Source organism: Streptomyces sp. 11x1 (assembly GCF_032598905.1).
Taxonomy (GTDB): domain Bacteria; phylum Actinomycetota; class Actinomycetes; order Streptomycetales; family Streptomycetaceae; genus Streptomyces.
On sequence record NZ_CP122458.1, the window covers coordinates 794,147 to 819,817 of the forward strand.

At 71.7% G+C, this 25,671-nt stretch carries 23 protein-coding genes; 13 read left to right on the top strand and 10 right to left on the bottom strand.

Annotated features, from left to right (window positions below):
• Positions 1 to 32: 32 nt before the first annotated feature.
• Positions 33 to 2,342, bottom strand: coding sequence for an MMPL family transporter (locus P8T65_RS03875; protein ID WP_316723996.1), 2,310 nt, complete (start codon positions 2,340 to 2,342; stop codon positions 33 to 35).
• A gap of 147 nt (positions 2,343 to 2,489) precedes the next feature.
• On the opposite strand from P8T65_RS03875, the gene P8T65_RS03880 reads away from it, so the two are divergent.
• A complete protein-coding gene (locus P8T65_RS03880) occupies positions 2,490 to 2,855 on the top strand; it encodes a cupin domain-containing protein (protein ID WP_215453523.1) in 366 nt (121 codons plus the stop codon).
• A 265-nt stretch (positions 2,856 to 3,120) separates the two neighbouring features.
• On the opposite strand, the gene P8T65_RS03885 is transcribed toward P8T65_RS03880, so the two are convergent.
• Positions 3,121 to 4,098, bottom strand: coding sequence for a hypothetical protein (locus P8T65_RS03885; protein ID WP_316723997.1), 978 nt, complete (start codon positions 4,096 to 4,098; stop codon positions 3,121 to 3,123).
• 309 nt (positions 4,099 to 4,407) lie between these two features.
• On the opposite strand from P8T65_RS03885, the gene P8T65_RS03890 reads away from it, so the two are divergent.
• Positions 4,408 to 4,872 (top strand): SRPBCC family protein, encoded by a 465-nt coding sequence (locus tag P8T65_RS03890; RefSeq protein ID WP_316723999.1) that lies wholly within the window; start codon positions 4,408 to 4,410, stop codon positions 4,870 to 4,872.
• Between the two features lie 36 nt (positions 4,873 to 4,908).
• Here P8T65_RS03890 and P8T65_RS03895 read toward each other — a convergent pair whose 3' ends face one another.
• From P8T65_RS03895 to P8T65_RS03910, 4 genes are all read right to left on the bottom strand, one after another.
• Positions 4,909 to 6,423, bottom strand: coding sequence for a hypothetical protein (locus P8T65_RS03895; RefSeq protein ID WP_316724000.1), 1,515 nt, complete (start codon positions 6,421 to 6,423; stop codon positions 4,909 to 4,911).
• Between the two features lie 273 nt (positions 6,424 to 6,696).
• Positions 6,697 to 6,999, bottom strand: a complete 303-nt coding sequence (locus tag P8T65_RS03900; protein ID WP_316724001.1) for a hypothetical protein — start codon at positions 6,997 to 6,999, stop codon at positions 6,697 to 6,699.
• Positions 6,999 to 7,637 carry a histidine kinase dimerization/phosphoacceptor domain-containing protein gene (locus P8T65_RS03905; protein ID WP_316724002.1) on the bottom strand — a complete coding sequence of 213 codons (639 nt, stop codon included), beginning with the start codon at positions 7,635 to 7,637 and terminating at the stop codon, positions 6,999 to 7,001. Before P8T65_RS03905 ends, P8T65_RS03900 begins: the two co-directional genes overlap by 1 nt.
• Positions 7,638 to 7,735: 98 nt before the next feature.
• Positions 7,736 to 9,802: a DUF1996 domain-containing protein gene (locus P8T65_RS03910; protein ID WP_316724003.1), complete on the bottom strand. Its 2,067-nt coding sequence runs from the start codon at positions 9,800 to 9,802 to the stop codon at positions 7,736 to 7,738.
• Positions 9,803 to 10,131: 329 nt separating this feature from the next.
• Between P8T65_RS03910 and P8T65_RS03915 the strand changes: the two genes are divergently transcribed.
• The 4 genes from P8T65_RS03915 (at position 10,132) to P8T65_RS03930 (ending at position 14,759) form a co-directional block, all read left to right on the top strand.
• Positions 10,132 to 12,909: a SpoIIE family protein phosphatase gene (locus P8T65_RS03915; RefSeq protein WP_316724004.1), complete on the top strand. Its 2,778-nt coding sequence runs from the start codon at positions 10,132 to 10,134 to the stop codon at positions 12,907 to 12,909.
• Positions 12,910 to 12,971: 62 nt separating this feature from the next.
• Positions 12,972 to 13,859: a Gfo/Idh/MocA family oxidoreductase gene (locus P8T65_RS03920; RefSeq protein WP_316724005.1), complete on the top strand. Its 888-nt coding sequence runs from the start codon at positions 12,972 to 12,974 to the stop codon at positions 13,857 to 13,859.
• Between the two features lie 106 nt (positions 13,860 to 13,965).
• A complete protein-coding gene (locus P8T65_RS03925; RefSeq protein WP_316724006.1) occupies positions 13,966 to 14,400 on the top strand; it encodes a hypothetical protein in 435 nt (144 codons plus the stop codon).
• Positions 14,367 to 14,759 carry a hypothetical protein gene (locus P8T65_RS03930; RefSeq protein ID WP_316724007.1) on the top strand — a complete coding sequence of 131 codons (393 nt, stop codon included), beginning with the start codon at positions 14,367 to 14,369 and terminating at the stop codon, positions 14,757 to 14,759. Before P8T65_RS03925 ends, P8T65_RS03930 begins: the two co-directional genes overlap by 34 nt.
• Here the strand turns inward: P8T65_RS03930 and P8T65_RS03935 are convergent.
• Positions 14,740 to 15,522, bottom strand: coding sequence for an alpha/beta fold hydrolase (locus P8T65_RS03935; protein ID WP_316724008.1), 783 nt, complete (start codon positions 15,520 to 15,522; stop codon positions 14,740 to 14,742). The two genes, P8T65_RS03930 and P8T65_RS03935, sit on opposite strands and share 20 nt — an antisense overlap.
• 192 nt (positions 15,523 to 15,714) lie before the next feature.
• Here P8T65_RS03935 and P8T65_RS03940 point away from each other — a divergent pair, with 192 nt between their 5' ends.
• Positions 15,715 to 16,698 (top strand): aldo/keto reductase, encoded by a 984-nt coding sequence (locus P8T65_RS03940; RefSeq protein ID WP_316724009.1) that lies wholly within the window; start codon positions 15,715 to 15,717, stop codon positions 16,696 to 16,698.
• Positions 16,699 to 16,752: 54 nt separating this feature from the next.
• On the opposite strand, the gene P8T65_RS03945 is transcribed toward P8T65_RS03940, so the two are convergent.
• On the bottom strand, positions 16,753 to 17,238 hold the full coding sequence (locus P8T65_RS03945) for a hypothetical protein (RefSeq protein WP_316724010.1): 486 nt from the start codon (positions 17,236 to 17,238) through the stop codon (positions 16,753 to 16,755).
• A gap of 238 nt (positions 17,239 to 17,476) precedes the next feature.
• Here P8T65_RS03945 and P8T65_RS03950 point away from each other — a divergent pair, with 238 nt between their 5' ends.
• Together P8T65_RS03950 and P8T65_RS03955 are read left to right on the top strand one after the other, a co-directional pair.
• Positions 17,477 to 18,841, top strand: coding sequence for an FAD-dependent oxidoreductase (locus P8T65_RS03950; RefSeq protein ID WP_316724011.1), 1,365 nt, complete (start codon positions 17,477 to 17,479; stop codon positions 18,839 to 18,841).
• 144 nt (positions 18,842 to 18,985) lie between these two features.
• The gene (locus P8T65_RS03955) at positions 18,986 to 19,606 is read left to right on the top strand and encodes an L-threonylcarbamoyladenylate synthase (protein ID WP_033528678.1); all 621 of its coding nucleotides are present in this window, start codon (positions 18,986 to 18,988) and stop codon (positions 19,604 to 19,606) included.
• Between the two features lie 21 nt (positions 19,607 to 19,627).
• Here the strand turns inward: P8T65_RS03955 and P8T65_RS03960 are convergent, their stop codons facing one another.
• Together P8T65_RS03960 and P8T65_RS03965 are read right to left on the bottom strand one after the other, a co-directional pair.
• The gene (locus P8T65_RS03960; RefSeq protein WP_316724012.1) at positions 19,628 to 20,653 is read right to left on the bottom strand and encodes a DUF6745 domain-containing protein; all 1,026 of its coding nucleotides are present in this window, start codon (positions 20,651 to 20,653) and stop codon (positions 19,628 to 19,630) included.
• Between the two features lie 73 nt (positions 20,654 to 20,726).
• A complete protein-coding gene (locus tag P8T65_RS03965) occupies positions 20,727 to 21,053 on the bottom strand; it encodes a hypothetical protein (protein WP_316724013.1) in 327 nt (108 codons plus the stop codon).
• A 259-nt stretch (positions 21,054 to 21,312) separates the two neighbouring features.
• Between P8T65_RS03965 and P8T65_RS03970 the strand changes: the two genes are divergently transcribed.
• From P8T65_RS03970 to P8T65_RS03985, 4 genes are read left to right on the top strand one after another with little or no spacing between them, the layout of a single operon-like run.
• Positions 21,313 to 22,281 carry an STM4015 family protein gene (locus P8T65_RS03970; protein WP_316724014.1) on the top strand — a complete coding sequence of 323 codons (969 nt, stop codon included), beginning with the start codon at positions 21,313 to 21,315 and terminating at the stop codon, positions 22,279 to 22,281.
• A gap of 33 nt (positions 22,282 to 22,314) precedes the next feature.
• A complete protein-coding gene (locus P8T65_RS03975) occupies positions 22,315 to 23,490 on the top strand; it encodes an STM4014 family protein (protein ID WP_316724015.1) in 1,176 nt (391 codons plus the stop codon).
• A 31-nt stretch (positions 23,491 to 23,521) separates the two neighbouring features.
• Positions 23,522 to 24,328, top strand: coding sequence for an STM4013/SEN3800 family hydrolase (locus P8T65_RS03980; RefSeq protein ID WP_316731468.1), 807 nt, complete (start codon positions 23,522 to 23,524; stop codon positions 24,326 to 24,328).
• Entirely contained in the window at positions 24,325 to 25,665 is a 1,341-nt protein-coding gene (locus P8T65_RS03985; protein WP_316724016.1) for an STM4012 family radical SAM protein, read from the top strand. Before P8T65_RS03980 ends, P8T65_RS03985 begins: the two co-directional genes overlap by 4 nt.
• Positions 25,666 to 25,671 lie beyond the last annotated feature (6 nt).

Sequence of the window (25,671 nt, forward strand, 5' to 3'; positions counted from 1 at the left end):
TAGTTCGTCAACTGACTGGCGCCTGAGGCCGGTCAGTCACCGAGCGGCCGGTCCCGACCCGTCGGGACCGGCCGCTTCGCCGTGTCCCCCTCCGCGTCGATGTGCGGCATGATCCGGTCCAGCCAGTGCGGGATCCACCAGGCGTGGCGGCCCAGGAGGGTCATCACCGCGGGGACCATGAGCAGCCGGACGACCGTGGCGTCGACGAGAACGCTGACGGCGAGCCCCAGCCCCAGCATCTTGACCACGACGTTGTCGCTGACGATGAACGCGGCGAAGACACTGACCATGATCAGGGCCGCGCAGGTGATGACCCGGGCCGTGATCTCCAGCGCGTGGGCCACCGAGGCCCGGGCGTCGCCGGTGCGTGTCCATGCCTCGTGGACGCGGGAGAGCAGGAAGATCTCGTAGTCCATGCTGAGGCCGAAGATGATGGCGAACATCATCATCGGCACATAGCTCTCGATGGGCACCGTGCCGTTGACGCCCAGGGCGGGCCCGCCCCAGCCCCACTGGAAGACGGCGACGACGACGCCGTACGAGGCCGCGATGGACAGCACGTTGAGGACCGCCGCCTTCACCGCGACCAGGAGACCCCGGAAGACGGCGAGGATGATCAGGAAGGCGAGGGCGACGACCACGGCGATGATGATGGGCAGCCGGCTCGCCACGATGTCACGGAAGTCGACCTGGGAGGCCGTGGTCCCGGTGACATAGCCCTTCGCCTTGGTGCCGGAGACCGAGGCGGGGAGCGTGTCGTCGACGAGGCGGTTCGTCAGGTCCGTGGTGTCGGCGTTCTGCGGGGACTCCTTGGAGTAGACCGTGCCGACCAGCACGTCCCCGTCCTGGGTGGGGGTCAGCGGGGTGACCACGTACGCCCCCTCGACCGCGTCCAGGTTCTTCTGCGCGGTGCTCTGCAGGCTCTGGCGGTCCGACGAGGGCACCGAGGTCTGGTCGATGACGACCGTGAGCGGACCGTTGGAGCCCGGCCCGAAGGCGTCGGTCATCAGGTCGTAGGCGCGGCGGTCGGTGAAGGAGGTGGGGTCGGCGCCGTCGCCGATGTGACCGAGCTGGATGGAGAAGACGGGGATGGCGAGGACCGCCACCGTCGTGACACCGGCCGCGAGGAAGCGCCACGGATGGTGCTCCACGCGCTGGGCGTACCGGTGCCAGGTGCCGGTGATCTCCTCGCCCGCCTCCGCGCCGGTCTCGGCGACCGGCTTGCGGACGTGGTAGCGGTCGATGCGTCTGCCGATGAGGCCGAGCAGCGCCGGGACCAGGGTGAGGGAGCCGATGATCGCGGAGACGACGGTCACGGCGGCGGCGAGCCCCAGGTTGCCGATGAAGTTCACGCCGGACGTGTACAGCCCGGTGAGGGCGACGATCACCGTGCAGCCGGAGACGAGGACGGCGTGGCCGCTGGTCGAGGCGGCCCGGCCGGCCGCCCGTACCGGGTCGTCGCCGTCCATGAGGTTCTGCCGGTGACGGGTGGTCAGGAACAGCGCGTAGTCGATGCCGACGCCGAGCCCGATCATCGTCGCCAGGGTCGGGGAGACGGTCGCGAACGTGAACGCGGCGGCCAGCAGACCGAGGCAGGCGAGGCCGCCGATGACGCTCAGCAACGCGGTCACCAGGGGTAGTCCGGCGGCGATGACGCTACCGAATCCGATCAGCAGGACGACGATCGCGACCGCGAATCCGATCAGCTCGCTCACCCGGTCGTCGGCGGCGGGACGGGCCAGTTCGCCGAGCGGTCCGCCGTACTCGACCTCGGCGCCCGCGGACCGCAGCGGCTGGACCGAGTCGTCCACGCCGTCGAGATAGCCGTCCCCGAGGGTCGAGGGCTGTACGTCGAAGCGGATCGTGATGTACGCCGTCTTCTGGTCGGAGGACAGAGGACCGACGTTCGGCTGCTGCGACTGGTCCGACGACTGCGAGGGCTGGGTGGCGGGCGCGGTCAGCGGGTTCTGGACCGACAGCACGTGCGGCAGCTTCTGCAGGTCGTCGACCGTCTCGGACATCTGGGAGCCGAGCGAGGTGAGGGCCTTGTCCTCGTCGTGCACGACGATCTGGCTGCCGTAGCCGCCGGCCGCCGGATCGTGCTCCTTCAGCACGTCCAGGCCCTTCTCGGACTGCACTCCCGGAAGGGTGAAGTCGTCCGAGTAGTCGCCGCCGTAGGACCGGTTCAGCACCTGGACGGCCGCGAGGGCGACCAGCCAGGAGACGATGACGATCACGAAGTGCCGGGCGCACCATTCGCCGAGCCGCCGCAGCACGCCCCCGGCAACCTCGGACCCCTCTTCCCCGCCGGGACGTTTCCCACCGGAACGACCTGAGCGCATCGTCTCTCCCACGGCAGCGGTCTCCGGCCCTCATTACACGACACTCCCGGTGCCCCGGCACCTCGGGAGATCACGGTCCCCCGGTTGGCGGCCCCGGCTTGACAGGCGGACGATGAGGGGGGGTGGGACGGAACGGAAGGAGCCGTCATGCTGGAGATCAAATCGGTCGAGAAGCCGGACGAGCGGCGCGACTTCCCTCGGGGTCACCTCGAGGCCGTGCACCTCACCGGGCTCGACTTCGCCGTGGCCACCTTCGAGCCGGGCTGGCGCTGGTCGGAGTCCGTCGCCCCTCTCGCGGGCACGGAGAGCTGCCAGGTCCACCACAACGGCTACGTGGTCCAGGGGCGCATGCACATCCGCATGGACGACGGCGGTGAGGGCGAGGTCGGACCGGGCGACACCTTCGTGTGTCCGCCGGGGCACGACGCGTGGGTCGTGGGTGACGAGCAGTGCCTGCTGTACGACTTCGCCGGCCAGATGGCCCAGGACTACGCGAAGGCGAAGGGGGACTGAGCCGACAGTCCGGGTGCGAGAGGGAGTGGAGGCGGGGCACCACACACCCCGCCTCCATCCACGCCGCCACACCCACAACGGCCCGCACTCCCACGACCTCCGCGCACGCTCCCGCGTCCCGCGTCCGGCGCCCTAGGCCCTGTCGTCGCATTCCCGTCGTCGCCCGAAGGGCGGCCCCGCGGCGTCGTGGGGGTACCTCCCGGTCGAGCGCAGCCGAGAGCACGTGCAGGGCGTCGCGGGGCAGACGGGAATGTGACGACAGGGCCTAGATGCCGTCGGCCCCCCGCAGGTTGCCCAGGGTCGCGTTCGTGTCGTTCTTGAGCCAGTCGACGACGTCGTCCACGTCCGGCATGGTCACGTCGTCGTAGCTGGAACCGTAGGCGCTCCACCGCATCTCGTACGTCATCCAGCCGTCGCGCACCGCGAGGGTGGCCGACCGGCTGCCGCTGGTGTCGTCGCCCGAGGTGGTGTCCTCGGTGATGACGTAGGCCTCGTCCCCGAAGCCGTCGACCTTCTCGACCTCGTAGTCCTCGTAGCGCTGGTCGTACTCGGACCACATGGCGGTGAACTCGGGACCGGGGTCGGTCTTCTTGTGCAGGTCGATCTGGACCGAGAAGTACGCGTCGGAGAGCGTGGAGGTCGAGGACTCCTTCAGGGAGATGCTGCAGTAGCTCTGGTCGAGGGCCGCGTGCTCCAGGGAGTTGTTGACCGGGGCGTCGTCCTCCTCCGGGTACTCGTTCTTGAAGGACGAGTAGTCCACGGACGGGCAGATGTCCGACTTGGCCCGGTAGCCGCGCAGGTCGGCCTCCGTCTCGTCCTTGCCGAGCAGGAACACCCCGCCGGCCCAGGCCGCCGAGGCCACCGCCGCGCCGACCAGCGCCCACAGCACGGCCCGCCCGCCGGCACCCGTGGCGGGCGGTGCGCCGAGGGGCGGGTAGCCACCCGGCGGGTAACCGCTCGGCGGGTAGCCACCCGGCGGCTGGCCGTACGGGTTCGCCTGGGCGGCCACGGGGGCGACCGGAGGGCCGTAGCCGGCTGGGGGCTGGGGGCTCGCCGCCGGGGACTGCGGATCGGGGTAGGGGTAGGCGCTGGGGACGGCCGCCTGCGTCGGGGCCTGCGCCTGCGCGGGCTGGGCCGGTATCTCGGCCTGGGTGGGTGTCTGCGGCGGGGGTGCCGACGGGGACGCGGACGGCTGGTCCTGCGGCTGTGGCTGTGCCGGTGCACCCTCGGGGCGTTCGGTCATCGGGTTCTCCTCGGTCGTGGTGGACGGGGTGCTGCGGCGGAGCCGGGTCGCCCCGCGGGGCCGCGGGACGGGGCGGCGGGGTGTCGTGGTCGAACACGTGGAGGAGGAATACCCACGGCCGGATCCCTTCCATGCGGCCCCACCGCCCCCGGACGCACCTGCGGATCCGAGGCTTCCAGAACGCCTGCCGCACGGTCGTCCGTAGAACTACGCACCCTGGTTACGGAACCTGGCGCGCCGGCCCGGGCACGCCCCGGCACGGCGGCCGTCCTGGGGCGGCCGTCCGCGCCCGGTGCTTTCATGGGAGGCATGACCAGCAGAAGTGTCGTCGTCGAGCGACGGGTGGCCGCTTCCCAGGGCCGGGTGTGGGAGGCCGTGACGGACCTCGGCGGTATGGATCGGATGCTCAGTGGTGTCATGAGGGTCGAGGTCCTCACGGACGGGGGCTTCGGGGTGGGCACTCGGTGGCGGGAGACCCGTCGTATGTTCGGCACGGACGCCACCGAGGAGATGTGGGTGACCGTCAGCGAGCCACCCGAGCGCTATGTGGTGGAGGCCGAATCGCACGGCTCCCGCTATGTCTCGGAGTGGGTGCTGCGGGCCGACGGACCGGGGGCGACGACGATCGTGACGACCTTCTCCGCCCGACCGACCGGCACCGTCGCGGGTCTGCTCGCCAGGATCATGGGCCCCCTGGGCGCCCGTGCCGTCCGCAAGGCGATCGCGAAGGACCTGGACGACGTCGCCGGGTGGGTGGAGGGCCGCAGGGGCTGAGCCGCGCGGCCCTCGGTCACCGGGCCCGGGTGCGCGTCAGGAGTTCAGGCCGTAGCCCGAGGTCACATAGGCGCACTCCGTGTAGATGTAGCCGGACTCCAGCTTGGCCGTGTCGGAGGCGGCGCTGGAGGCGTTGTCGCCCTTCGGCTTGTGGAGGAAGTACGTGGTGCCGACGGGCAGGCTGATCGTGCGCTGCGGGTACTTGTCGTTGCCGCTGCACGGCTTGAAGCTGGAGACCAGGGTGCTGCTCCAGTCGTAGCTGGTGCAGGTGGAGCAGCCCTTCAGGGTGAACGTGCCGGTCACCGGGCCGGTGTACATGACCTGGATCTCGTCGGGGCTGTCGTTCTTCACCGTCACGGAGATGCTGCCGCCGGTCCGTGTGGTGGGCAGCTTCTTGCCCGCCTCCGGGACCTCCTGCGCGATCTCGGCGGCGATCGCTATCTTCTTGGCGCGCGACGCGTTCTTGTGGTTCTTGTTGGCGTCGACGAAGTCGTTCATCGACGTCACCGCCTCGGCGAAGTCGCCGTCCTTGTACTGGTCGACGCCGCAGGTGTAGACACCGGCGGAGGCGGACTTCTCGGCCTTTCCGGCGGCGGCGGCGAGCCCGTCGGCCACCCCTGCCTTCTCCCCCGGCAACGCCTTGACCTGGGAGCCGAGCGTCTCCAGCCGGTCCACGGCGGCGCACGGGTCGTCGCCGCCGACGGCCTTGACCGCCTTGTCGACGGCCCGCTCGACGTCGGGTTGGACCTTCGCCGCCTGATCGGAGTCGGGGAAGGTGGTGAGAAGGTCGCTGAACTGGTCCTGCCAGCCGGCGGTGTCGGCCGCCAGGCTCTCGGAGGCGCACTCGTACAGCGAGGTGGCGAGCCGGTCGTCGGGCCAGGCCGCCAGCGAGCCGAGGTCCTGCTTGCTCACGGTCCGGGGCACCGTACGCAGGTATTCGAGGGGAGCGACCGCCTCGCAGTACTCCTTGTCCTCGTAAGGGGCGCCGACGGTCGTGTAGAAGGTCTTCAACCGGTCGGGCACCTTCTCGGCGGCGCGGGAGTCGGGGTGGTCGGTGCTCAGGTCGTCGTAGGCGGCCAGAGCCCTGCGGTACTCGGACTGGGTGGTCGAGAAGGACTCACCGGAGGCCTTGTCCACGAGCTCGTCGGCCTTCTCCAGCCGGTCCAGGAGCATCTCCTCGACGGCTTCCTTCCGCGCGGTCTCGTACAGCAGGCCGCTCGCGACGGGGACACCGAGCAGGAGGACACCGAGCGCGATGGCGAGCGGGGACTTCGCCGGCCACACCAGGCGGTTGCGCAGGCCCAGGAAGGCGCCGTGGGCCGCCACGAGCAGAAGGAAGAGGCCGTAGACGGTGAGGGTGGTGCCCGAGACGCCGTCAGGGTCGGCCGGCAGCACCGAGAAGAGCAGCAGTCCGGTGGCCGCCCAGCACACCAGGGTCAGGAGCGGGCGGCGCATCAGCGCGTAGCCGAGCCCCAGCCCGCTGAGGTTCAGCAGGCCCACCCCGACGGCCCGCCAGCCGTCCGCGGGGCCGGGGGGCGGTGCCGAGGGCATCGGCGGCACCACATAACTGTGACTCCAGCCGTCCTGGTCTCTTACCCCGTACTGATCCCCGGACATCTCGGATCCCCCCGTCAACTCCACCCGCATGCTTACGAATTGTCAGTGTACGGCCGAAACTCGATGCCGCGACAGGTGATTCTCGGGCGCGGACGGAGATCGATTTCACTTCGTGACCACTGCCCGAGAAATGGCGCGAAAACATCGGCCGCATCGCTGGTCGGTGCGTGGGAACCACAGGCCCCACAGCTGGTTGACGCCTCCGGGTCACGTTCCGGTTCGCCCGGCGGGCGACAGGTTCTCCTCGACCGGAGCAGGCACGGGCGCGCGGCGGGCGGGGGACGCCTGGGCGAGGACGACGACGGCCGCACCGGTCGTGAAGACACCCGCCAACAGCAGGAGTGCGTAGGGGCGGTCGGGTCGTACGGGACGCGGCCCGCGTGCCGTGTCCTCCGGGAAGGTCATGACGGGGGCGCCGGTGATGTCGGTGGCGTCGTCGTCGGCGCGCAGGACGCCCAGGAGCCGGTCGAGTTCGGCGAGGGCGTCACGGCCGGTGCGCTCGACGCTCATCAGGAGGTCACGGGTGCGGTGCGTTCGGGGTCGGTGTCGAGCACCATGCGTCCCGCACCGGCCTGGACCAGCATGGCGTTCACCGAGTGTCCGACGATGTCGTGCAATTCCCGGGCGATGCACACCCGTTCGGCGACGACCGTCTCGCGGCGCAGCAACCGCCGCAGCTCCTCCGTCTCCCTGCGGCGGCGGGCCGTGGCGCAGCCCGCCGCCCACACCAGCAGCCAGACGAGGACGACCGCGGCCCGGGTCACCCACTGGTCGTCCTTCGGGGCGAAGTGGGCCAGCACACCGGGCGGTACGAGGAGCGCGCCGAGCACGGCCCTGCGCGGACTGGCGTACAGGCCCAGCGAGTGGACGCCGATGAGGTTCGCGACCGGCGTCAACTGGCCGGGCCCCACCCACAGGGTCTCCACGACGAGCCCCGCCGTGCCCACCGCGTACCCGGCGAGCGGGGCGCGGCGCCGGACCGCCAGGCCCCCGGCGATCATCGCGCCGAGGGCCAGGACGAGGGGCGGGGAGGCGTCGGGGCCCTCCCCTGCGCCGAGCCGTACGACGGTCATGGCCACGAACAGCACGGCGGCGGCCGCCACGTCGCCCGGTGGCAACCGCCGCCGCCGGGCCCGGCCCTCCGCCATGCTCCGCCCCGCCCCGTCAGCTGATGCAGGATCAAGTCCCGCTCAAACCAACAAGGTTGGCGAAGCATGGGGATCGCATCCAGGGGGCAGTACAGGGATCAGTAGCTTCCGCGCCTGACCCGGCGCAGCAGGACGACACCGGCCAGCACCGCCACACCGCCGATCATCGCGGGCCACAGCTGCGAACCGGTCTCGGCGAGGCTGCCCGACGCCGACCCGGACCCCTGCGCGCCGGGCTGCCCGGCGGCCGACGGCACGTTCGCCGCGGGCGTCTGCTCGGGGGCCGCGACCGCGTCGCCACCGTCCCCGGCGTCGCCCGCGCCGTCGCCGCCCTGGTCACCCTGGTCCGGCTGGTCGCCGCCCGCGGGGTTGCCGCGCTGGGTCGCCTTCACCGAGCCGAGGACCTGGGGCTCCTTGTCGCCGCCCTGGTTCGCCTGGTCGTCCGCGCCGCCGGGTGCCTGGGCGGTCTCGGAGGGCTCGGCCGCATTCTCGTCCTTGCCCTGGTCAGCACCCTCGTCCTGCCCGTCGCCCGGCTTCTGCTGACCCTGGTCCTGCTCCTCACCCTGGTCCTGACCGCCGTCCTGGCCCTGGCCCGGGTCCTGACCCTGGTCGTCGTCCTGGCCGGCGTCGCCGCCCTGGTCACCACCGTTGCCTTGGTCGCCACCGTTGCCTTGGTCGCCACCGTCACCCTGGCCGCCACCGTTGCCCTGGTCACCGTCGCCGTCGCCCTGGCCGCCGCCGAGGTCGGCCGCGTCGCACTCGCGGCCGTCGTTGATGCAGTCCACCATCGCCCGCATCAGGTCCTCGTCGAAGACGTTGATGAAGTCACCGTGGTCGGTGACGGCCTTGTGGAGCTGCTCGGGGAAGGTGTCCACGGCGAACAGCGGCGTCGTACGGCCGCCGTCCTGGAGGCTCGGGGCGTCGACGTCGTAGACGATGCGCTGGACCAGCTGCGGGATGGCCTTGAAGCCGGCCGCGCAGCTGCCGTCCGCGGCGGCGAAGGCCACGTGGGTGCGGTGGTTGGCGCTGTCGATGTTGCGCCCGTCCCAGCAGCTCTGGAACTTGAAGGTGCGGACCACGTCGCTGCCGGAGGGGCAGAGCGGGTACTTGTCCTTCAGCTGCCGGTCCTCGAAGCCGGTGCAGCTCCAGGACGCATTGGCGTTGGCCGGGCCGTTGACGAAGGCCTTGGCGTCGCCGGTGATGATGCGCAGCAGCCGCGGCATCTCCACGACCTCGCCCCGCGGGCTGCCGACGAAGGTCATGGTGACCTCCTTGGGCGTCACGATCTCACCGGCGTTGCCCTCGATGCCGCCGCCGGGCGAGTTGGCGTCCTGCTCGGCGGTGCCGTTCTGCAGACGGATCACGGGCCAGAAGTACGACGACCTGTCGCCCTGGTTCTCACAGCTGGTGTCGGCGGCTGCGAGGTCCTCGTCGCCGGCGAAGGCGTTGTTGCCCTGGTTGCCGATGTAGTCGTGGAAGTGGTGCGCACCGTTGGAGACACCGGGGGCGACGATCACGTTGTCCGAGTTGAACACGCCGTTGGCGTTCACCCCGCAGTCGGTGCTGAAGGAGCCGGTGGAGCCGTTCTGTCCGCCGCGGTTCCCGGCGTTCGGCTGGACGGACCTGATGTCGGCGTAGTCCGCGGCCACCGGCCCGTTGCCGGCCTGGCCCCCGTTGCCCTGCTGTCCCTGGCCGCCCTGCTGCCCGCCCTGGTTCTGATCTCCCTGGCCGCCCTGGTTCTGGCCGTCGCCGTTCTGCTCACCGCCGTCCTGACCGGCGTCCTGGTTCTCGGCGGGGCGCAGTTCGCAGGCGGCGAGGGAGTCGAGTCCGTCGGGGCGGTCCCCGACGCGGTCGATGGCGATCGCGATCCGCTCGATCGTCGCCGCCCGCTTCTCCTTCAGCGGGTTCATGATCGCGTTGTCGGCGAACCCGCTGTCCTGCTGCTGGGCCTGGACGGAGTTCTGCAGCCGCTGGTATGCCTCGGCTATCTGCTGGTCCAGGGCGGCGAGTTCCTTGTCGACGCCTTCCCGTGCCCCCTCGGGCACCTCCGTCAGCTCGCTGCCGACGTCCGGGCAGTCGATCGTGCCGGCGGCGGAGGCGACCCGCTCGACCCAGTCGTCGGGCGCACCGTCCTCGGTGGCCGACGCGTAGACGTTGACGGCCACGAGACCACCTCCGCCCAAGATCAACGCGATCGCGGCAGAGGTCGCGCGCCGTGCTCCGGATGGGCGTCTGCGCCTGGTGGTGCGTCCCACGGATAGCTCCTACAACGTCGTGGTCGGGTCCGGGCATAAAAAACCCCAGCCTTATACGGAGCCGGGCGTCGATGTGTTCAAACGCCTCGCAGATTCACAGAAATCCCATAGGCGGCAGGGCATCACACATGGTCAAAGGGGTAGCAAGCGCTCTCGCGACCGAGCTGTCGAAGGTCTCGTCCGGGGCAGCGCACGACCCCCTCTCGCCTCCGGGCGCGGGGCAGTGTAGACATGGGCACATGGTCCGTCTCCTGGGTCGATCTCGCTCTCAATCGACCCGCCGTCCCCAGGGTCGGCCTGCGCAGGGCCGGGACGACCGCGCCCGGCGGGTACCGCATGGATCGGACGGCGGCGCGAGCCGGGAGCCGGAACACGGCCGGGGCCCGCTCTCGGGGTTGCGGTCGGCGCTGAGCGGGCGCAGTGTCGCCGGGCAGGTGTTCCTGCTGCAGGTCGTGATCGTGCTGGTACTGGTGGTGTCGGCCGTGGTGGCACTGGTCCTCCAGGTGCGGCACGACAGCTCCAAGGAGGCGCACAACCGTTCGCTCGCCGTGGCGGAGACGTTCGCCAACGCGCCGGGCACCCGGGAGGCGCTGAACGCCCCCGATCCGACGGCGGTGCTCCAGCCACGCGCCGAGGCCGCCCGGGTCCAGTCCAAGGTGGACTTCATCGTCGTGATGAACACCGACGGGATCCGGTACACCCATCCGAAGACCGACCGCATCGGCAAGCAGTTCGTCGGCACCGTCGAGCCCGCGCTGAAGGGCGAGTCCTTCACCGAGGAGGTGAACGGCACCCTGGGCCCGCTGGTCCAGGCCGTGGTGCCGGTCAAGGATCCCGACGGCAAGGTGGTGGGCCTGGTGTCGGCCGGCATCACCACCGAGAACGTGGGCGGGGTGGCCGAGCAGCAGCTGCCCCTCGTGCTGGCCGCCGCCGCGGCGGCCCTCGCCCTGGCGACGGCGGGCACGGCGCTCGTCAGCAAGCGCCTGCTGCGGCAGACCCACGGGCTCGGCCCGTCCGAGATGACTCGCATGTATGAGCACCACGACGCGGTGCTGCACGCCGTACGGGAGGGCGTGATCATCGTCGGCGGCGGGGGCCGGCTGCTGCTCGCCAACGACGAGGCGCACCGGTTGCTGGACCTCCCCGCGGACGCTGAGGGCCGGGACGTCCACTCCCTGGGCCTCGAGGCGCACGTGGCGGACCTGCTGACCTCCGGGCGGCTCGCCAACGACGAGGTGCACCTGGTGGGCGACCGGCTGCTGGCGGTCAACCAGCGGCCCACCGATCTCCAGGGCGAGCCCTCCGGCAGCGTCGCCACGCTCCGCGACTCCACCGAGCTGCGTGCCCTCTCCGGCCGCGCGGAGGCGGCGCGGGAGCGGCTGAAGCTGCTCTACGACGCCGGGGTGGGCGTCGGCACCGGCCTGGACGTGACCCGTACCGCCGAAGAACTGGCGGAGGTCGCGGTCCCCCGGTTCGCGGACTTCGTCACCGTGGACCTGGCCCCGGCCGCGCTCAGCGGCGAGGAGCCCGAGACGGCCACCACGCTGCGCCGTACGGCGTGCACCGGGATCCGCAAGGACGCGCCGCTGTACAAGGTGGGCGAGCGGATCGACCTGGTCCCCTCCTCGCCGCAGGCCCGCAGCATCGACGGCGGCAGCTCGACCCTCGTGGCCGACCTCAGCCGGGCGACCGGCTGGCAGGCCCAGGACCTCGAACGGTCCGCGCAGGTCGTCGAGTACGGCATCCACTCACTGATCGCCGTGCCGTTGCGGGTGGGCCAGCTGGTGCTGGGCGTCGCCACCTTCTGGCGCTCGGAGAAACCCGAGCCGTTCGACCAGGAGGAGCTGGCGCTCGCCGAGGAGCTCGTGGCGCGCGCGGCGGTCTCCATCGACAACGCGCGCCGCTACACCCGCGAGCACACGATGGCCGAGACCCTGCAGCGCAGCCTCCTGCCGCGCAACCTGCCCGAGCAGAGCGCCCTGGAGGTCGCCTACCGCTATCTGCCCGCCCAGGCCGGGGTGGGCGGCGACTGGTTCGACGTACTGCCGCTGTCCGGTACCCGGGTCGCCGTCGTCGTGGGCGACGTGGTCGGTCATGGTCTGCACGCGGCGGCCACGATGGGACGGCTGCGCACGGCGGTCCACAACTTCACCGCGCTGGACCTGCCGCCCGACGAGATCCTGGGGCTGCTGGACGAGATGGTCAGCCGGATCGACCAGGACGAGGCGGTGCTCGACGGCAACGCCCCGATCACCGGGGCCACCTGCCTGTACGCGATCTACGACCCGGTCTCACGGCATTGCACCGTCGCCCGCGCCGGTCATCCGCCGCTCGCGGTGGCCCGGCCCGACGGCACGGTCGACTTCCCCGACGTGCCGGCCGGCCCGCCGCTCGGTCTGGGCGGGCTGCCCTTCGAGACGGCCGAGCTGGACCTCGCCGAGGGCAGCCGCATCGTGCTGTACACCGACGGTCTCGTCGAGGACCGGGAGCGGGACATCGACGACGGGCTCGAACTGCTGCGCGCCGCCCTGGCGGGGGCCGACGGCTCGCCTCAGGGCACCTGTGAGGCCGTTCTCGACGCGCTGCCGCCGAGCCGGGCGAGCGACGACATCGCGCTGATCGTCGCCCGCACCCGGGCGCTGGACTCGGGCCGTGTCGTCGAGTGGGAGGTGCCGGGCGACCCCGCCGCGGTCCGCCGGGCGCGCTCGGAGGCCACCCGGCAGCTGGCCGTCTGGGGCCTGGAGGAGCTGGAGTTCACCACCGAGCTGATCCTCAGCGAGCTGGTCACCAACGCCATCCGGTACGGCGGCGGGCCGATCCGGGTCCGGCTCATCCACGACCGGCAGCTGATCTGCGAGGTCACCGACAGCAGTCACACCTCGCCCCATCTGCGGTACGCCGCCACGACCGACGAGGGCGGCCGGGGCCTGTACCTCATCGCCCAGCTCACCCAGCGCTGGGGCACGCGCTACTCCCCCACCGGCAAGACGATCTGGACCGAACAGGCGCTGCCCTGACGGCCGTCGGACAGCCGCGTCCGGAAGGACCCGGCACCCAACGCACAAGGAGAGACCGGAGCATGCGCATAGGACTGCTCGGAACCGGACCGTGGGCCGAGATGGCCTACGCCCCCGCGCTGAGCGCCCACCAGGAGCTGGAGTTCGCGGGGGTGTGGGGCAGGCGCCCGGAGGCGGCCAAGGAACTGGCCGACCGGCACGGCGGGCTGCCGGTGTACGAGGACGTCGACGCCCTGTTCGCGGACGTGGACGCGGTCGCCGTGGCCCTGCCGCCCTCCGTGCAGGCACCGCTCGCGGTGCGCGCTGCGCGGGCGGGCTGTCATCTGCTGCTCGACAAGCCGCTGTCGATCGACGTCGAGCAGGGGCGGGCCGTCGTCGCGGCGGTCGAGGAGAGCGGGGTCGCCTCGGTCGTCTTCTTCACCGCCCGGTTCCAGACCGCGATCGACGCGTGGATCACCGAACAGGCCGCCCGGGAGGGCTGGTTCACGGGTCGCGCGGAGTGGTTCGGGTCGCTGTTCGACGGGGAGAGCGACAGTCCGTTCGCCAACTCGCCGTGGCGGCGGGAGAAAGGCGGACTGTGGGACGTGGGCCCGCACGCCCTGTCCGTGCTGCTGCCGGTCCTCGGGGACGTGGTGAACGTGGCCGCCGCCGTGCGGGGGCCCCGGGACACGGTCCATCTGGTGCTCCTGCACACCGGCGGGGCGTCCAGCACGCTCACCCTCAGCCTCACCGCCCCGCCCGCGGCCGCCGGTGCCACGGTCGAGCTGCGCGGCCGGGCCGGGACGGCCGTACTGCCCACGACCGACGAAGAGGTCGTACCGGCTCTGGTGCGGGCGGGGGACGCGCTGCTGGCGGCGGTCCGTAGTGGTCGTCCGCATCCGTGCGACGCCGCGTTCGCGCTGCGCGTGACGGAGCTACTGGCTGCCGCGGAAGGGCAGTTGACCGGCTGACGAGCCCGACTCGGGGCCCCGCGTTCGAGTTTGCGTTCGACGTGTACCGGACATCGTCCGGTGGCGGGCACGCCTTCGCCTCGCGCGTTTCGGTGAGGAGGCGCCCGTGAGTGTGACGGACGGGGACGGCGCCGAGCCCCCGCGGCGCGGGGCGGCGGCCCGGAAGAAGGACCAGGACGCGCGGACGGTCATGCGGCTGCGCCTGGGGGTCGGGGTCATCGGTGTCCTGCTCCCCCTGGCGCTGCCGGCCGGCAACTGGATCGCGGCGCGGATCGACGGGCGGACCGGTGAGGACTCCTGGCCCGGTTCCATGAGCGGGGCGTACTACACGAGCACCCGTGACGTCTTCGTCGGCGCCCTGTGCGCGCTCGGGATCTTCCTGATCGTCTACCGGTTCGACCGTTCAACGACATCCTGGGCACCGTCGCCGGCGCCTGTGCCCTGGGCGTCGCCCTCTTTCCCACCGCGCCGGGGTCCGGGGGCGACACGGGACAGCGGACGGTCTCGGTGTTCCACCAGGTCTTCGCGGTCGCCCTGTTGACGGCGATGGCGGCCTTCTGCATCTCCATGTACCGGGCGCGCGGCTTCAAGGACCGGCCGTACGCGCGGCGTCCCTATCTGGTGGCCGGTGTACTGATCCTCGTCTTCATGGCGCTGGCCGCCGTGGCGGCGGCCACCGAGGTGGGCGACGACTGGACGGTCACACCTCTGTACCTGTGCGAGTGGCTGTCGGTGTGGTCCTTCGGCTTCGCGTGGACGGGGGCGGCGCTGTCCCTCGCCGCGGACATCGACCGGCTGTCGCGGACCCGGGCGGTGGTCGACGCGGTGGCCGGGTGGCTCCGCTCCCTCGGTGGCCTCGGCTCCTCGGTCGGCGGCGGGCTCAGACCCGGGAGCCGGTGAGGAAGCGGTCCAGGGTGGCGGTCAGCTCCGCCGGCTTCTCCACGGGCAGTTCGTGGCCGGCGTCCAGGATCCGCACCTCGGCGTCCTGGCAGGCCTTGGCCATGCGGAGCATCTGGGCGACGGGCAGTTGGATGTCGTGGTAGCCGTGGACGAGGAGGACGGGGGTGCTGATCTCGCCGAGGCGGTCGAGGACGTCGAAGGCGCGCATGGCGCCGTACAGGGTCCGCACGACCTCGCGCGGAGTGGCGGCGGAGGCGCGGATGTACTCCCGGATCTCCTCGCGGGGGTAGCCGGGCGCGAAGGCGCGCTGGATGTTGGCGGCGACGAACAGCTTGAACGGGACGCGGGTGGAGACCGCCATCAGCAGGCCGCGGCCACGGCTGTAGGTCATGCGGGCGATGGAGTTGACCAGCACCAGGCGCTCCACCCGCTCCGGGTGGGCGAGGGTGATGGTCTGGGAGATCATGCCGCCCATGGAGTGGCCGATCAGGACGAAGCGCTCGACCTCCAGGTGATCGAGGAGGGCGAGCACGTCTCTGGCCAGCTCCTCGATCGTGCGCACCCCGGCGCCGCCGCTCTCGCCGTGCCCGCGCAGGTCGAGGCGGATCACGCGCCGCTTCGCGGCGAAGTGCGCGACCTGGTGGTCCCAGCGGTGCCGGTCCGCGGTCCAGCCGTGGACGAACACCAGGGGCACGCCGTCGCCTTCGCGGGGGCCCTCGTCGTCGTACGTCAGCACGGCGCCGTCGACTTCGAGCTGCGGCATGGGGGCCTCCTGCGATGCGGTCCGGTCCGGTCCGGTCGATCCGGTTACTGGCCGGTACGGTAACCGTTGGCCCGGCCCGCGTAAATCCTGAGCGCCTGCCGACCACCTCAAGGCGTGCCCGGCAGCGTCCGCCGCGCGTTCTCCCGCACTGACCACACACTGACCACGGGAAACAGGTGACAGACTGGCGCCATGGAAGAACGCGCATTCGGTAGGTCGGGTCAGCACGCGTCCGTGGTCGGTCTCGGCACGTGGCAGCTGGGCGCCGACTGGGGAGACGTCGACGACAAGGAAGCCCTCGCGGTGCTGGAGGCCGCGGCCGAGTCGGGGGTGACCTTCTTCGACACGGCCGACGTCTACGGTGACGGACGCAGCGAGCAGACCATCGCCACGTTCCTGCGGAGCAGGCCCGACCTGCATGTCTTCGTCGCGACGAAGATGGGCCGCCGTGTGGAGCAGATCCCCGAGAACTACGTCCTCGACAACTTCCGGGCCTGGAACGACCGCTCCCGCCGCAACCTCGGCGTGGACCGCCTCGACCTGGTCCAGCTGCACTGCCCGCCCACGCCGGTCTACTCCTCCGACGAGGTGTTCGACGCGCTCGACACCCTGGTCGCGGAGGAACGCATCGCCGCGTACGGGGTCAGCGTGGAGACCTGCGCGGAGGCGCTGACGGCCATCGCCCGGCCCGGCGTGGCGAGCGTGCAGATCATCCTCAACCCGTTCCGGATGAAGCCGCTCCTCGACGTCCTCCCGGCGGCCGAGGAGGCGGGGGTCGCGATCATCGCGCGCGTTCCGCTGGCCTCGGGGCTGCTGTCCGGCAAGTACACCAAGGACACGGTCTTCGCGGAGAACGACCACCGCACCTACAACCGGCACGGCGAGTCCTTCGACCAGGGCGAGACCTTCTCCGGCGTGGACTACGGCACGGGCGTGGAGGCGGCCGTCGAGTTCGCCGCGCTCGCTCCCGAGGGCTTCACCCCGGCCCAGCTGGCGCTGCGCTGGATCATCCAGCTGCCGGGCGTCACGACGGTCATCCCGGGCGCCCGCACGCCCGAGCAGGCCCGCGCCAACGCGTCGGCCGCCGCACTGCCTGAGCTGTCCGGCGAGACGCTCACGGCGATCCGGGAACTGTACGACCGCCGGATCAAGGAGCAGGTGGAAAGCCGCTGGTAGGACGGCGTGCGGGGGTTGTCCGGCGCGGCACGCCGGACGACCCCCGCGGGCACGTCAGATACGGCCGCCGGTGAGCCGGGTGATCGGGCCGTGGACGTGGCGGCCGGAGCGGCGGCCCGCCGCGTAGGAGGCGGCGGTCAGGACGGTGAGGCCCGCGCCCACGCCGGCGGCGACGAGCTTGCGGTGGGCGATCACCGTCGTGGCGGTCTTCGCGGTGGCGGCCACCTGGCCGGAGGCCTGCACCACCGCCTGGCGCCCCGCCTCGACCCCCTTCACGGCGCTGTGCACGGCACCGTTCGTGCTGTCGGCTGCGCGCTTGGCCGCGTCGGCCGCGCGTCCCGCCCCGGCCTTGGTGGACGACGTCGCGTCGTCCACCTTGATCGCGGCCGCCTTCGCGGACGCGGTGGCGGGTGCGGTCGCCTTGCCGGTGGTGCGACGGGCCTTGGCCGCGGCCGTCTCGGCGGACGCGGAGTTCTCGTTCGGGTCTTTGTTCGGTCGAGTCATGGAAACCGCGTTGCCGTTCACCGCCGCGGCAAACACGTCATGTCAGGCAGAGAGGCCGGGGAGCGGCCACAGAGGGGCCACAGAAGGGCCGCGAAGGTCTCCACCGGCCCTTTGCCGGCCCTTTGCCGGGGCCTTCCCCGCCGTCCGGCCATTCCCCCGCATGGCATAAGATCGCTTTATGAGGTCATAGACCCGACCCGCGTACCTGGTTAGGGTCACCTTAGTTTAGGGTTCCCGACGAGACGCTTTTCTTCCGCTCGAAGGGAACCTGAACATGCCCCGCCCTCTGCGGGTAGCCATTGTCGGAGCCGGACCCGCCGGGATCTACGCCGCCGACGCGCTGCTGAAGTCCGACGTCGCCACCGAGCCCGGTGTGTCCATCGACCTCTACGAGCGGATGCCCGCCCCGTTCGGACTGATCCGTTACGGCGTGGCCCCCGACCACCCCCGCATCAAGGGCATCATCACCGCCCTGCACCAGGTGCTCGACAAGCCGCAGATCCGTCTCTTCGGCAACGTCGACTACCCGTCGGACATCAACCTGGACGATCTGCGCGCGTTCTACGACGCCGTGATCTTCTCCACGGGCGCGACGGCCGACCGGGCGCTGGACATCCCCGGTATCGGCCTCGACGGCTCCTACGGCGCGGCCGACTTCGTCTCCTGGTACGACGGCCACCCCGACGTCCCGCGCACCTGGCCCCTGGAGGCCGAGAAGGTCGCCGTCCTCGGTGTCGGCAACGTGGCGCTCGACGTGGCCCGGGTCCTCGCCAAGACGGCGGACGAGCTGCTCCCGACCGAGATCCCCACGAACGTCTACGAGGGTCTCAAGGCCAACAAGGCCCTGGAGATCCACGTCTTCGGCCGCCGCGGCCCGGCGCAGGCGAAGTTCTCCCCGATGGAGCTGCGGGAGCTGGACCACTCCCCCACCATCGAGGTCATCGTCGACCCCGAGGACATCGACTACGACGAGGGCTCCATCGCGACCCGGCGCGGCAACAAGCAGGCCGACATGGTCGCCAAGACCCTGGAGAACTGGGCGATCCGCGACACCGGCGACCGCCCGCACAAGCTGTACCTGCACTTCTTCGAGTCGCCCACCGAGATCCTCGGCGAGGACGGCAAGGTCGTCGGCCTGCGCACCGAGCGCACCGCCCTGGACGGCACCGGCAACGTCAAGGGCACCGGCGAGTTCAAGGACTGGGACGTCACCGGCGTCTACCGCGCGGTCGGCTACCTCTCGGACAAGCTGCCCAAGCTGCCCTGGGACGTCGACTCGGGCACCGTCCCCGACGAGGGCGGCCGGGTCATCGAGGAGACCGGCGCGCACCTGCAGTCGACGTACGTCACCGGCTGGATCCGACGCGGTCCGGTGGGCCTCATCGGGCACACCAAGGGCGACGCCAACGAGACCGTCGCCAACCTCCTGGACGACTTCGCGAACGGCCGGCTGCACGAGCCGTCGGCGCCCGCGCCGGAGGCCGTCGACGCGTTCCTCGCGGAGCGGAACGTGCGCTTCACCACGTGGGAGGGCTGGTACAAGCTCGACGCGGCGGAGAAGGCGCTCGGTGAGCCGCAGGGCCGTGAGCGAGTGAAGATCGTCGAGCGGGAGGACATGCTGCGCGCGAGTGGCGCGTAGTGCTCCGCCGACGGGCTGGGGGAACTGCGGGCCGTGATCGAGCTGCGGGTCGTTCGTGGCTGGTCGCGCAGTTCCCCGCGCCCCTTTCAGGGGCCTGCGGCCCCATCGACGGGTGCGCGGGCCCCTGAGGCATAAGCTCGGACAATGGCCAAGTACTACGACGTCCACCCCGACAATCCTCAGCCGCGTGCCATCGGGCAGGTGGCCGACAGCATTCGTCAGGGTGGGCTGATCGCGTATCCGACGGACTCCTGCTTCGCGCTGGGGTGCCAACTGGGCAGTCGTGACGGCATCGAGCGGATCCGTACGATCCGGCAGCTCGACGACCGTCACCACTTCACCCTGGTGTGCGAGAACTTCGCGCAGCTGGGCCAGTTCGTGCACGTCGACAACGACGTGTTCCGTGCCGTGAAGGCGTCGACGCCCGGCAGTTACACCTTCATCCTCCCCGCCACGAGGGAGGTGCCCCGCAAGCTTCTGCACCCCAAGAAGAAGACCGTCGGGGTGCGCATCCCCGACCACCGGGTTGCCCAGGCTCTGCTCGCGGAGCTCGGCGAGCCGCTCGTCTCCAGCACGCTGCTGCTGCCCGACGAGGAGGAGCCGCTGACGCAGGGCTGGGAGATCAAGGAGCGCCTGGACTACCTGGTCGACGCGGTGGTGGACTCCGGCGACTGCGGCACGGAACCGACGACCGTCATCGACTTCTCCAGCGGCGAGGCCGAGATCATCCGCAAGGGCGCGGGCGACACCTCACGGTTCGAGTGAGGTCCGGGCCCCAGTCGGGGCTCAGGTCTGCCGCAGCGGCTCGTACACCTCGGGTCGCAGGCCGAACGTCCAGGCCACGCCCTCCCGGGCCGTGGTCGTGGTGGGCGGCACCCGCAGCCAGTAGGTGCGGCTGGTGCCGTCCGGCTCCGGTGTGGAGTTGACGACCTCCACCATCACCACGTCCTCGTCGCCCGGCAGGGCTATCCGCCAGAGCACGCCCGTCTCGTCGCGGTGCACCGGCTTCGCCCCGGACTCCTCCAGGTAGCGGTCGTAGCCGTAGTACTCCAGCATCACGCGGCGCAGCTCGGCGTTCTCCTCCGCCCGGATCTCCTGCGGGGTCAACCCGCCCAACCGGTCGAGGAATTCAGCCGGCACGGGCAGTCCGCGCCAGGCGTGCAGGGCGAACCCGTCGGAGAAGGCGAGCGCGGGCCCGTCCCCGCGGTCCAGGCGGCCCGCCTCGTCCCGGTGCAGTTCCACAGGCCGTTCGGCGACGACGGCGACATGCTCGTACGGCCACCACCATCCGGCCGTGCGGGCCACCTCGGCGAGTCCGTCCAGCTCGGGAGCGGCGTCGAAGGCGGCCAGCCAGGCCGCGTCGTGCTGGCCCAGGACCGCGTCCAGGAGCAGCAGCCGGACACCCGTTTCCTGCTTGCGGTCGGCGGAGGCCAGGGCCTCGACGATTCCGGTGCGGACGCGGTCGACGAGGGGCCGGGTGGTCTCCCAGAGGTCGGCGCCGGACGCCCGCCAGTGGTCGCCCCAGCCGGTGGGGCCCAGCCGGGTGTGCAGCCGGGCGCGGGCGGCGGCGACCGGTCGGTCGCGGACGGCGTCACGGACGCTCGCCCCGGTCGCCGGGAGCGCCTCGCCGTCCTCCGCGGCCGCTCCCGAGAGCAGGCGCAGCGCCGCCAGGGGCGAGCGGGCCCACACGATCCGCTCGGGCTCCGCCAGCCCCGCCCGCCGGTACGCCAGACGCACGCCCGCCTCGGTGCGCGTCCGGTCGCCCGCCCCGGTGGCCGCCGCGACCGCCCGCCAACTCGCCTGTTCCGTCACGCCGTTCCTCCTGGATGTCGATGCCTGTACACACGGCCGCCGCACATCACGGCCGCCCTCTCTTCCCACGGATTCAGTCGGCGACGATCCGCACCGACCCCGGTACGTACTCGCGTTGGCGGATCACGCGGTACCAGCCCTTGGGCAGGGAGATCGCCGCGTGCTCCTCGTGGACGACGCGGGCGCCCTCCGGCACATGCAGCAGCATCGGCCCGAAGACGCTCGCCTCGCGGATCAGACGGCCGGGACCGACCACGGCGTGCGCGTGACCGGTGACCTCGCCGAGGGCGAGGACGAGCCGGCCGCGCCCGTCGCGCGGCTCCGACGTGGCATCGAGCGCACTTCCGGGCACCGCGCTCTCCGCCAACGGCACGATGAGGACGTCTCCTTGCCGGTACATGGGTCTCCCTCCCGTCGGGCACTTCCCGTGCCACGAGACGACCGTAGGGGCGGCCACTGACAATCGGCCCCCGCACGGCCGTTCGCCGGGGCGAGCGCGGGTGTTCGTCCACAGGACAGGGGTCCGCCGCACGCGGTGTCAGTGGGACTTGGTAGAACTCCCCTACCCGGCGGCGCTGTGTGCCCCGGGTGCGCGACGGGCGGACCGGGCGGGGACCCGGCCTCCGCCCATGGACATGGAACGAAGGGGCGGGGCGCACATGACCATCGGGAGCCATCTTGAGGAGTTCCACGACCTGCCGGTCCACCGCTTCCCCAAGTCGGTGAAGGACCGGCCGGGCGCCGCCGGTCTACCCGCGCCCGAGTCGGTGGCCTGGAACATCACCGTGGACTCGTACGACACCGAGGAGGGCTGGGAGGAGGCGTTCGGCCGGTTCCTGGCCTCGGTCGACACCGAGAAGGTGCGGGCGCTGGTGGTGGGCGCCTGGAACGAGGTCTACGACAACGGCCCCGAGAAGATCGTCCAGGCCCTGGTGGCGGCGAAGGACCGGCTGCCCTCGCTGCGCGCGCTGTTCCTCGGGGACATCGTGATGGAGGAGTGCGAGATCTCCTGGATCAACCAGGGGAACGTGGGCCCGCTTCTGGAAGCCTTCCCGGAACTGGAGGAGTTCGGGGTGCGCGGCGGCCAGGGACTCGTCTTCCCGCCGTTGCGGCACGAGCGGCTGCGCTCGCTGACGGTGGAGACCGGCGGCATGCCCGCCGAGGCCGTCCGGGGTGTCGCGGGCAGCGACCTGCCGGCCCTCGTCGAGCTGGACCTGTGGCTCGGCACCTCCGAGTACGGCGGCGACAGCGAGGTGGCCGACCTGGCGCCGATCCTCGCGGGCACCCGGCTCCCCGCCCTCAAGTATCTGGGGCTGCGCAACAGCGAGATGCAGGACGACATCTGCGCGGCCCTGGCCGCCGCCCCGGTGGTGGCCCGCCTCGACGTGCTGGACCTGTCGATGGGCGTCCTCACCGACGACGGCGCGACCGCGCTCCTGACCGGTCAGCCGCTCACCCACCTCAAGACGCTGGACCTGCACCACAACTACCTCAGCGCGGAGATACGCGACCGCCTGCGGGACTCCCTGGAGGCCGAGGGGGTCCAGGTCGACGTCGACGCCGACGACGCCGAGTCGGACGAGGAGGAGGACGGCACGGTGTGGCGGTTCGTCGCGGTGGGCGAGTGAGCGCGTAGGGATCCGCGGACGAAGGGGGGCCAAGTGTCCGGTTGGAGCGGTGCGGCGGGGGTGGGACCCGGCCCGTACAGGTGGGTGGTCGTCGGGAACGGGGAGAACCGGCGGGTCGGGCTGTTCGTCGCGGCGGCCGAGACGGCCGGCGCCGGGAGACCCCGCGTCGTCGAGTGGCGGGACGTGCTGCGCGACGGCGGCCACGAGTTCGCCGACGACGAGATCGTCCGGCTGGAGTCGCCGGGTGAGAACGCCGAGGTGGACCGGCTGTTGCGCGATGTCGGGGACCCGACACGGGTGGAGGGCTCAGCCACCTGGTACGCCCGTTTCCTGGCCGCCGTGGGCTCACTGCGGGGCGGGCTGCGGCTGGACGGTCCGGCGGATCTGGCGGTGCTGTTCGACAAGCGGCTGTGCCACGCCCGGCTCGACGCGGCCGGGGTCCCGGTGCCGCCGTCGCCGACCTCGGGCCGCACGCTCGCGGTGGGCGGCTGGGACGACGTGCGGGCGGTGATGCGGGAGCACGGCATGCCGCGCGTCTTCGTGAAACCGGCCCACGGCTCCTCCGCGTCCGGTGTGCTGGCCGTCGAGTCGTCGGCGAGCGGACGGCTGCGGGCCACCACCTCGGTGGAGGTGTCCGCGGACGGCGGGCCGCACACCCCGCCGCGGCTGCACAACTCCCTGCGGGTGCGGCGCTACGCGGACGAGCGGGAGATCGCCGGCATCGTCGACGCCCTCGCGGCCGACGGGCTGCACATCGAGCGGTGGCTGCCAAAGGCATCCGCGCAGGGGCGGTCCGCCGATCTGCGGGTGCTGGTCGTGGCGGGCCGGGCCACGCACGCGGTCGTCCGCACCAGCCGATTCCCGATGACGAACCTCCATCTCGGCGGGGCACGGGGCGATCTGACCTCGGTCGTGGACGCGGCCGGCGACCGCTGGCGGCAGGCGCTGGACATCTGCGAGCAGGCCGCCGCCTGCTTCCCGGACACGCTGTGCGTCGGCGTGGACCTGCTCCCGGCGATCGGCTGGCGCCGGTTCACGGTGGGCGAGGTCAACGCGTTCGGCGATCTGCTGCCCCGGCTGACCGGACTCCCGGGCGGCCCGGCGGAGGGCCTCGACACGTACACGGCACAACTCGCGGCGGTGCGGAACGCGATGCTCCCGGCGCCCGCGCACCTCCCCCAGGCAAGGAAAGACCATGCACGCTTCTGACCCGGCCGGCACCACCACGGCCGAGCCGGACATGAACGAGGTGGTGGGCCGCGACGACCTGCTGCTGCTCACTCTCGACACCCTGCGCCACGACGTGGCCGTGAAGCTCGCGGCGGAGGGCCGGCTACCGAATCTGGCCGCCCGTCTGCCGGGCGGCACCTGGGAGAAACGGCACGCGCCCGGCAGTTTCACGTACGCCTCGCACCAGGCGATGTTCGCGGGGTTCCTGCCCACCCCGGCGAGGCCCGGACCGCATCCGCGGCTCTTCGCGGGCCGGTTCGCCGGCAGCGAGACCACCGAGGAGCGCACCTTCGTGTTCGACGGTCCCGACCTGGTCTCGGGGCTCGCCGAGCGCGGCTACCGCACGGTGTGTGTGGGCGGTGTCGGCTTCTTCAACAAGCAGGGGGCGCTCGGCAGTGTCCTGCCGGACCTGTTCCAGGAGAGCCACTGGGAGCCGGAGTTCTCCGTGGCCTCACCCACGTCGTTCGAGTCCCAGGTGGCCCGCGCCGAACAGGTCGTGGCCGAACTCCCCGCCGACCGGCGGCTGTTCCTCTTCCTCAACGTCTCCGCGCTGCACCAGCCCAACTGGTTCCATCTGCCGGGCGCCACCCGCGAGGCGGGCGACAGCCTCGCCACGCACGCGGCGGCCCTGGAGTACGTCGACCGGCACATCGGCCGGCTCTTCGCCGCGATGAGTTCACGGCGCCGCTGCTTCGCCATCGTCTGCTCCGACCACGGGACCACCTACGGCGAGGACGGGTACACCGGACACCGCCTCGGCCACGAGGCCGTGTGGACCGTCCCCTACAGCCACTTCTTCCTGGAGCCGTCCGCATGACCGTGACCGCGCCGCTGGTCCGTCCTTACCAGCACTACGTCTACGCCTACCCGCACAAGACGGCATACCGGAAACTGCCCGACGATCCGCTGCTCGCGGACCTGTGGGCCGGCGAGTCCCGGCAGGCACTGTCGCTGTACGCGCACATACCGTTCTGCGAGGTGCGCTGCGGCTTCTGCAACCTCTTCACGCGGATCGGCGCTCCCGACGGGCTGACCGGCCGCTATCTCGACGCCCTCGAACGGCAGGCGATCGCGGTGCGGGAGGCGCTCGGGGACGCGGAGCCGGTGCGGTTCGCGAACGCCGCGTTCGGCGGTGGCACCCCGACCTATCTGGAGGCCGCGGAGTTGGAGCGGCTGTGCGACATCGCCGAGCAGCACATGGGCGCGGACCTGCGGGCGATCCCGCTGTCGGTGGAGGCCTCCCCGGCCACGGCGACCGCCGACCGGCTCTCGGTGCTCGCCGAGCGGGGCACCACACGGCTGAGCCTCGGCGTGCAGAGCTTCGTACCGGAGGAGGCGCGTGCGGCCGTACGACCGCAGCGGCGGTCCGACGTGGAGGCGGCCCTGTCCCGGATCCGGGACGCCGCGATACCGATCCTCAACATCGACCTGATCTACGGCATCGACGGGCAGACGGCGGCCAGTTGGCGGCTGTCGCTGGACGCGGCCCTCGCCTGGCGGCCGGAGGAGATCTACCTCTATCCGCTGTACGTCCGGCCGCTCACCGGGCTCGGCCGGAACGCGGACCCGGTGCTCGCGGACCGCGACTGGGACGAGGCCCGGCTGCGGCGCTACCGCGAGGGCCGCGACCATCTGCTCGCCCACGGCTACGAGCAGGTCTCCATGCGGATGTTCCGTCGCGCGGACGCTCCGCCGCAGGGCCCGGACGACCACGCCTGCCAGACGGACGGCATGATCGGCCTGGGCTGCGGAGCCCGTTCGTACACGTCGCAGGTGCACTACTCCTTCGACTACGCGGTGCACATGAGCGAGATCCGCACGATCATCGACGACTACACCGCCACCGAGGACTTCGGCCGGGCCGTGCACGGTCGGGTGGTCGACGAGGACGAGGCCCGGCGTCGCCATCTGCTGCAGTCCCTGCTCCAGGCGCGAGGACTGCCGGTGGCGGACTACCGGCGGCGGTTCGGGTCGGAGCCGTACGCGGACTTCCCCGTGGAGCTGGACCTGCTGGCCGCGCGCGGCTGGCTCGCGGAGACGGGCCCCGGTCTGCTGAAGCTCTCCGCCGAGGGGCTGGCGCACTCGGACGCCATCGGCCCCGAGTTCTTCTCCCCCGCCGTCCGGGCGGCGATGGCCGCGTACGAGCCGAAGTGACGACAC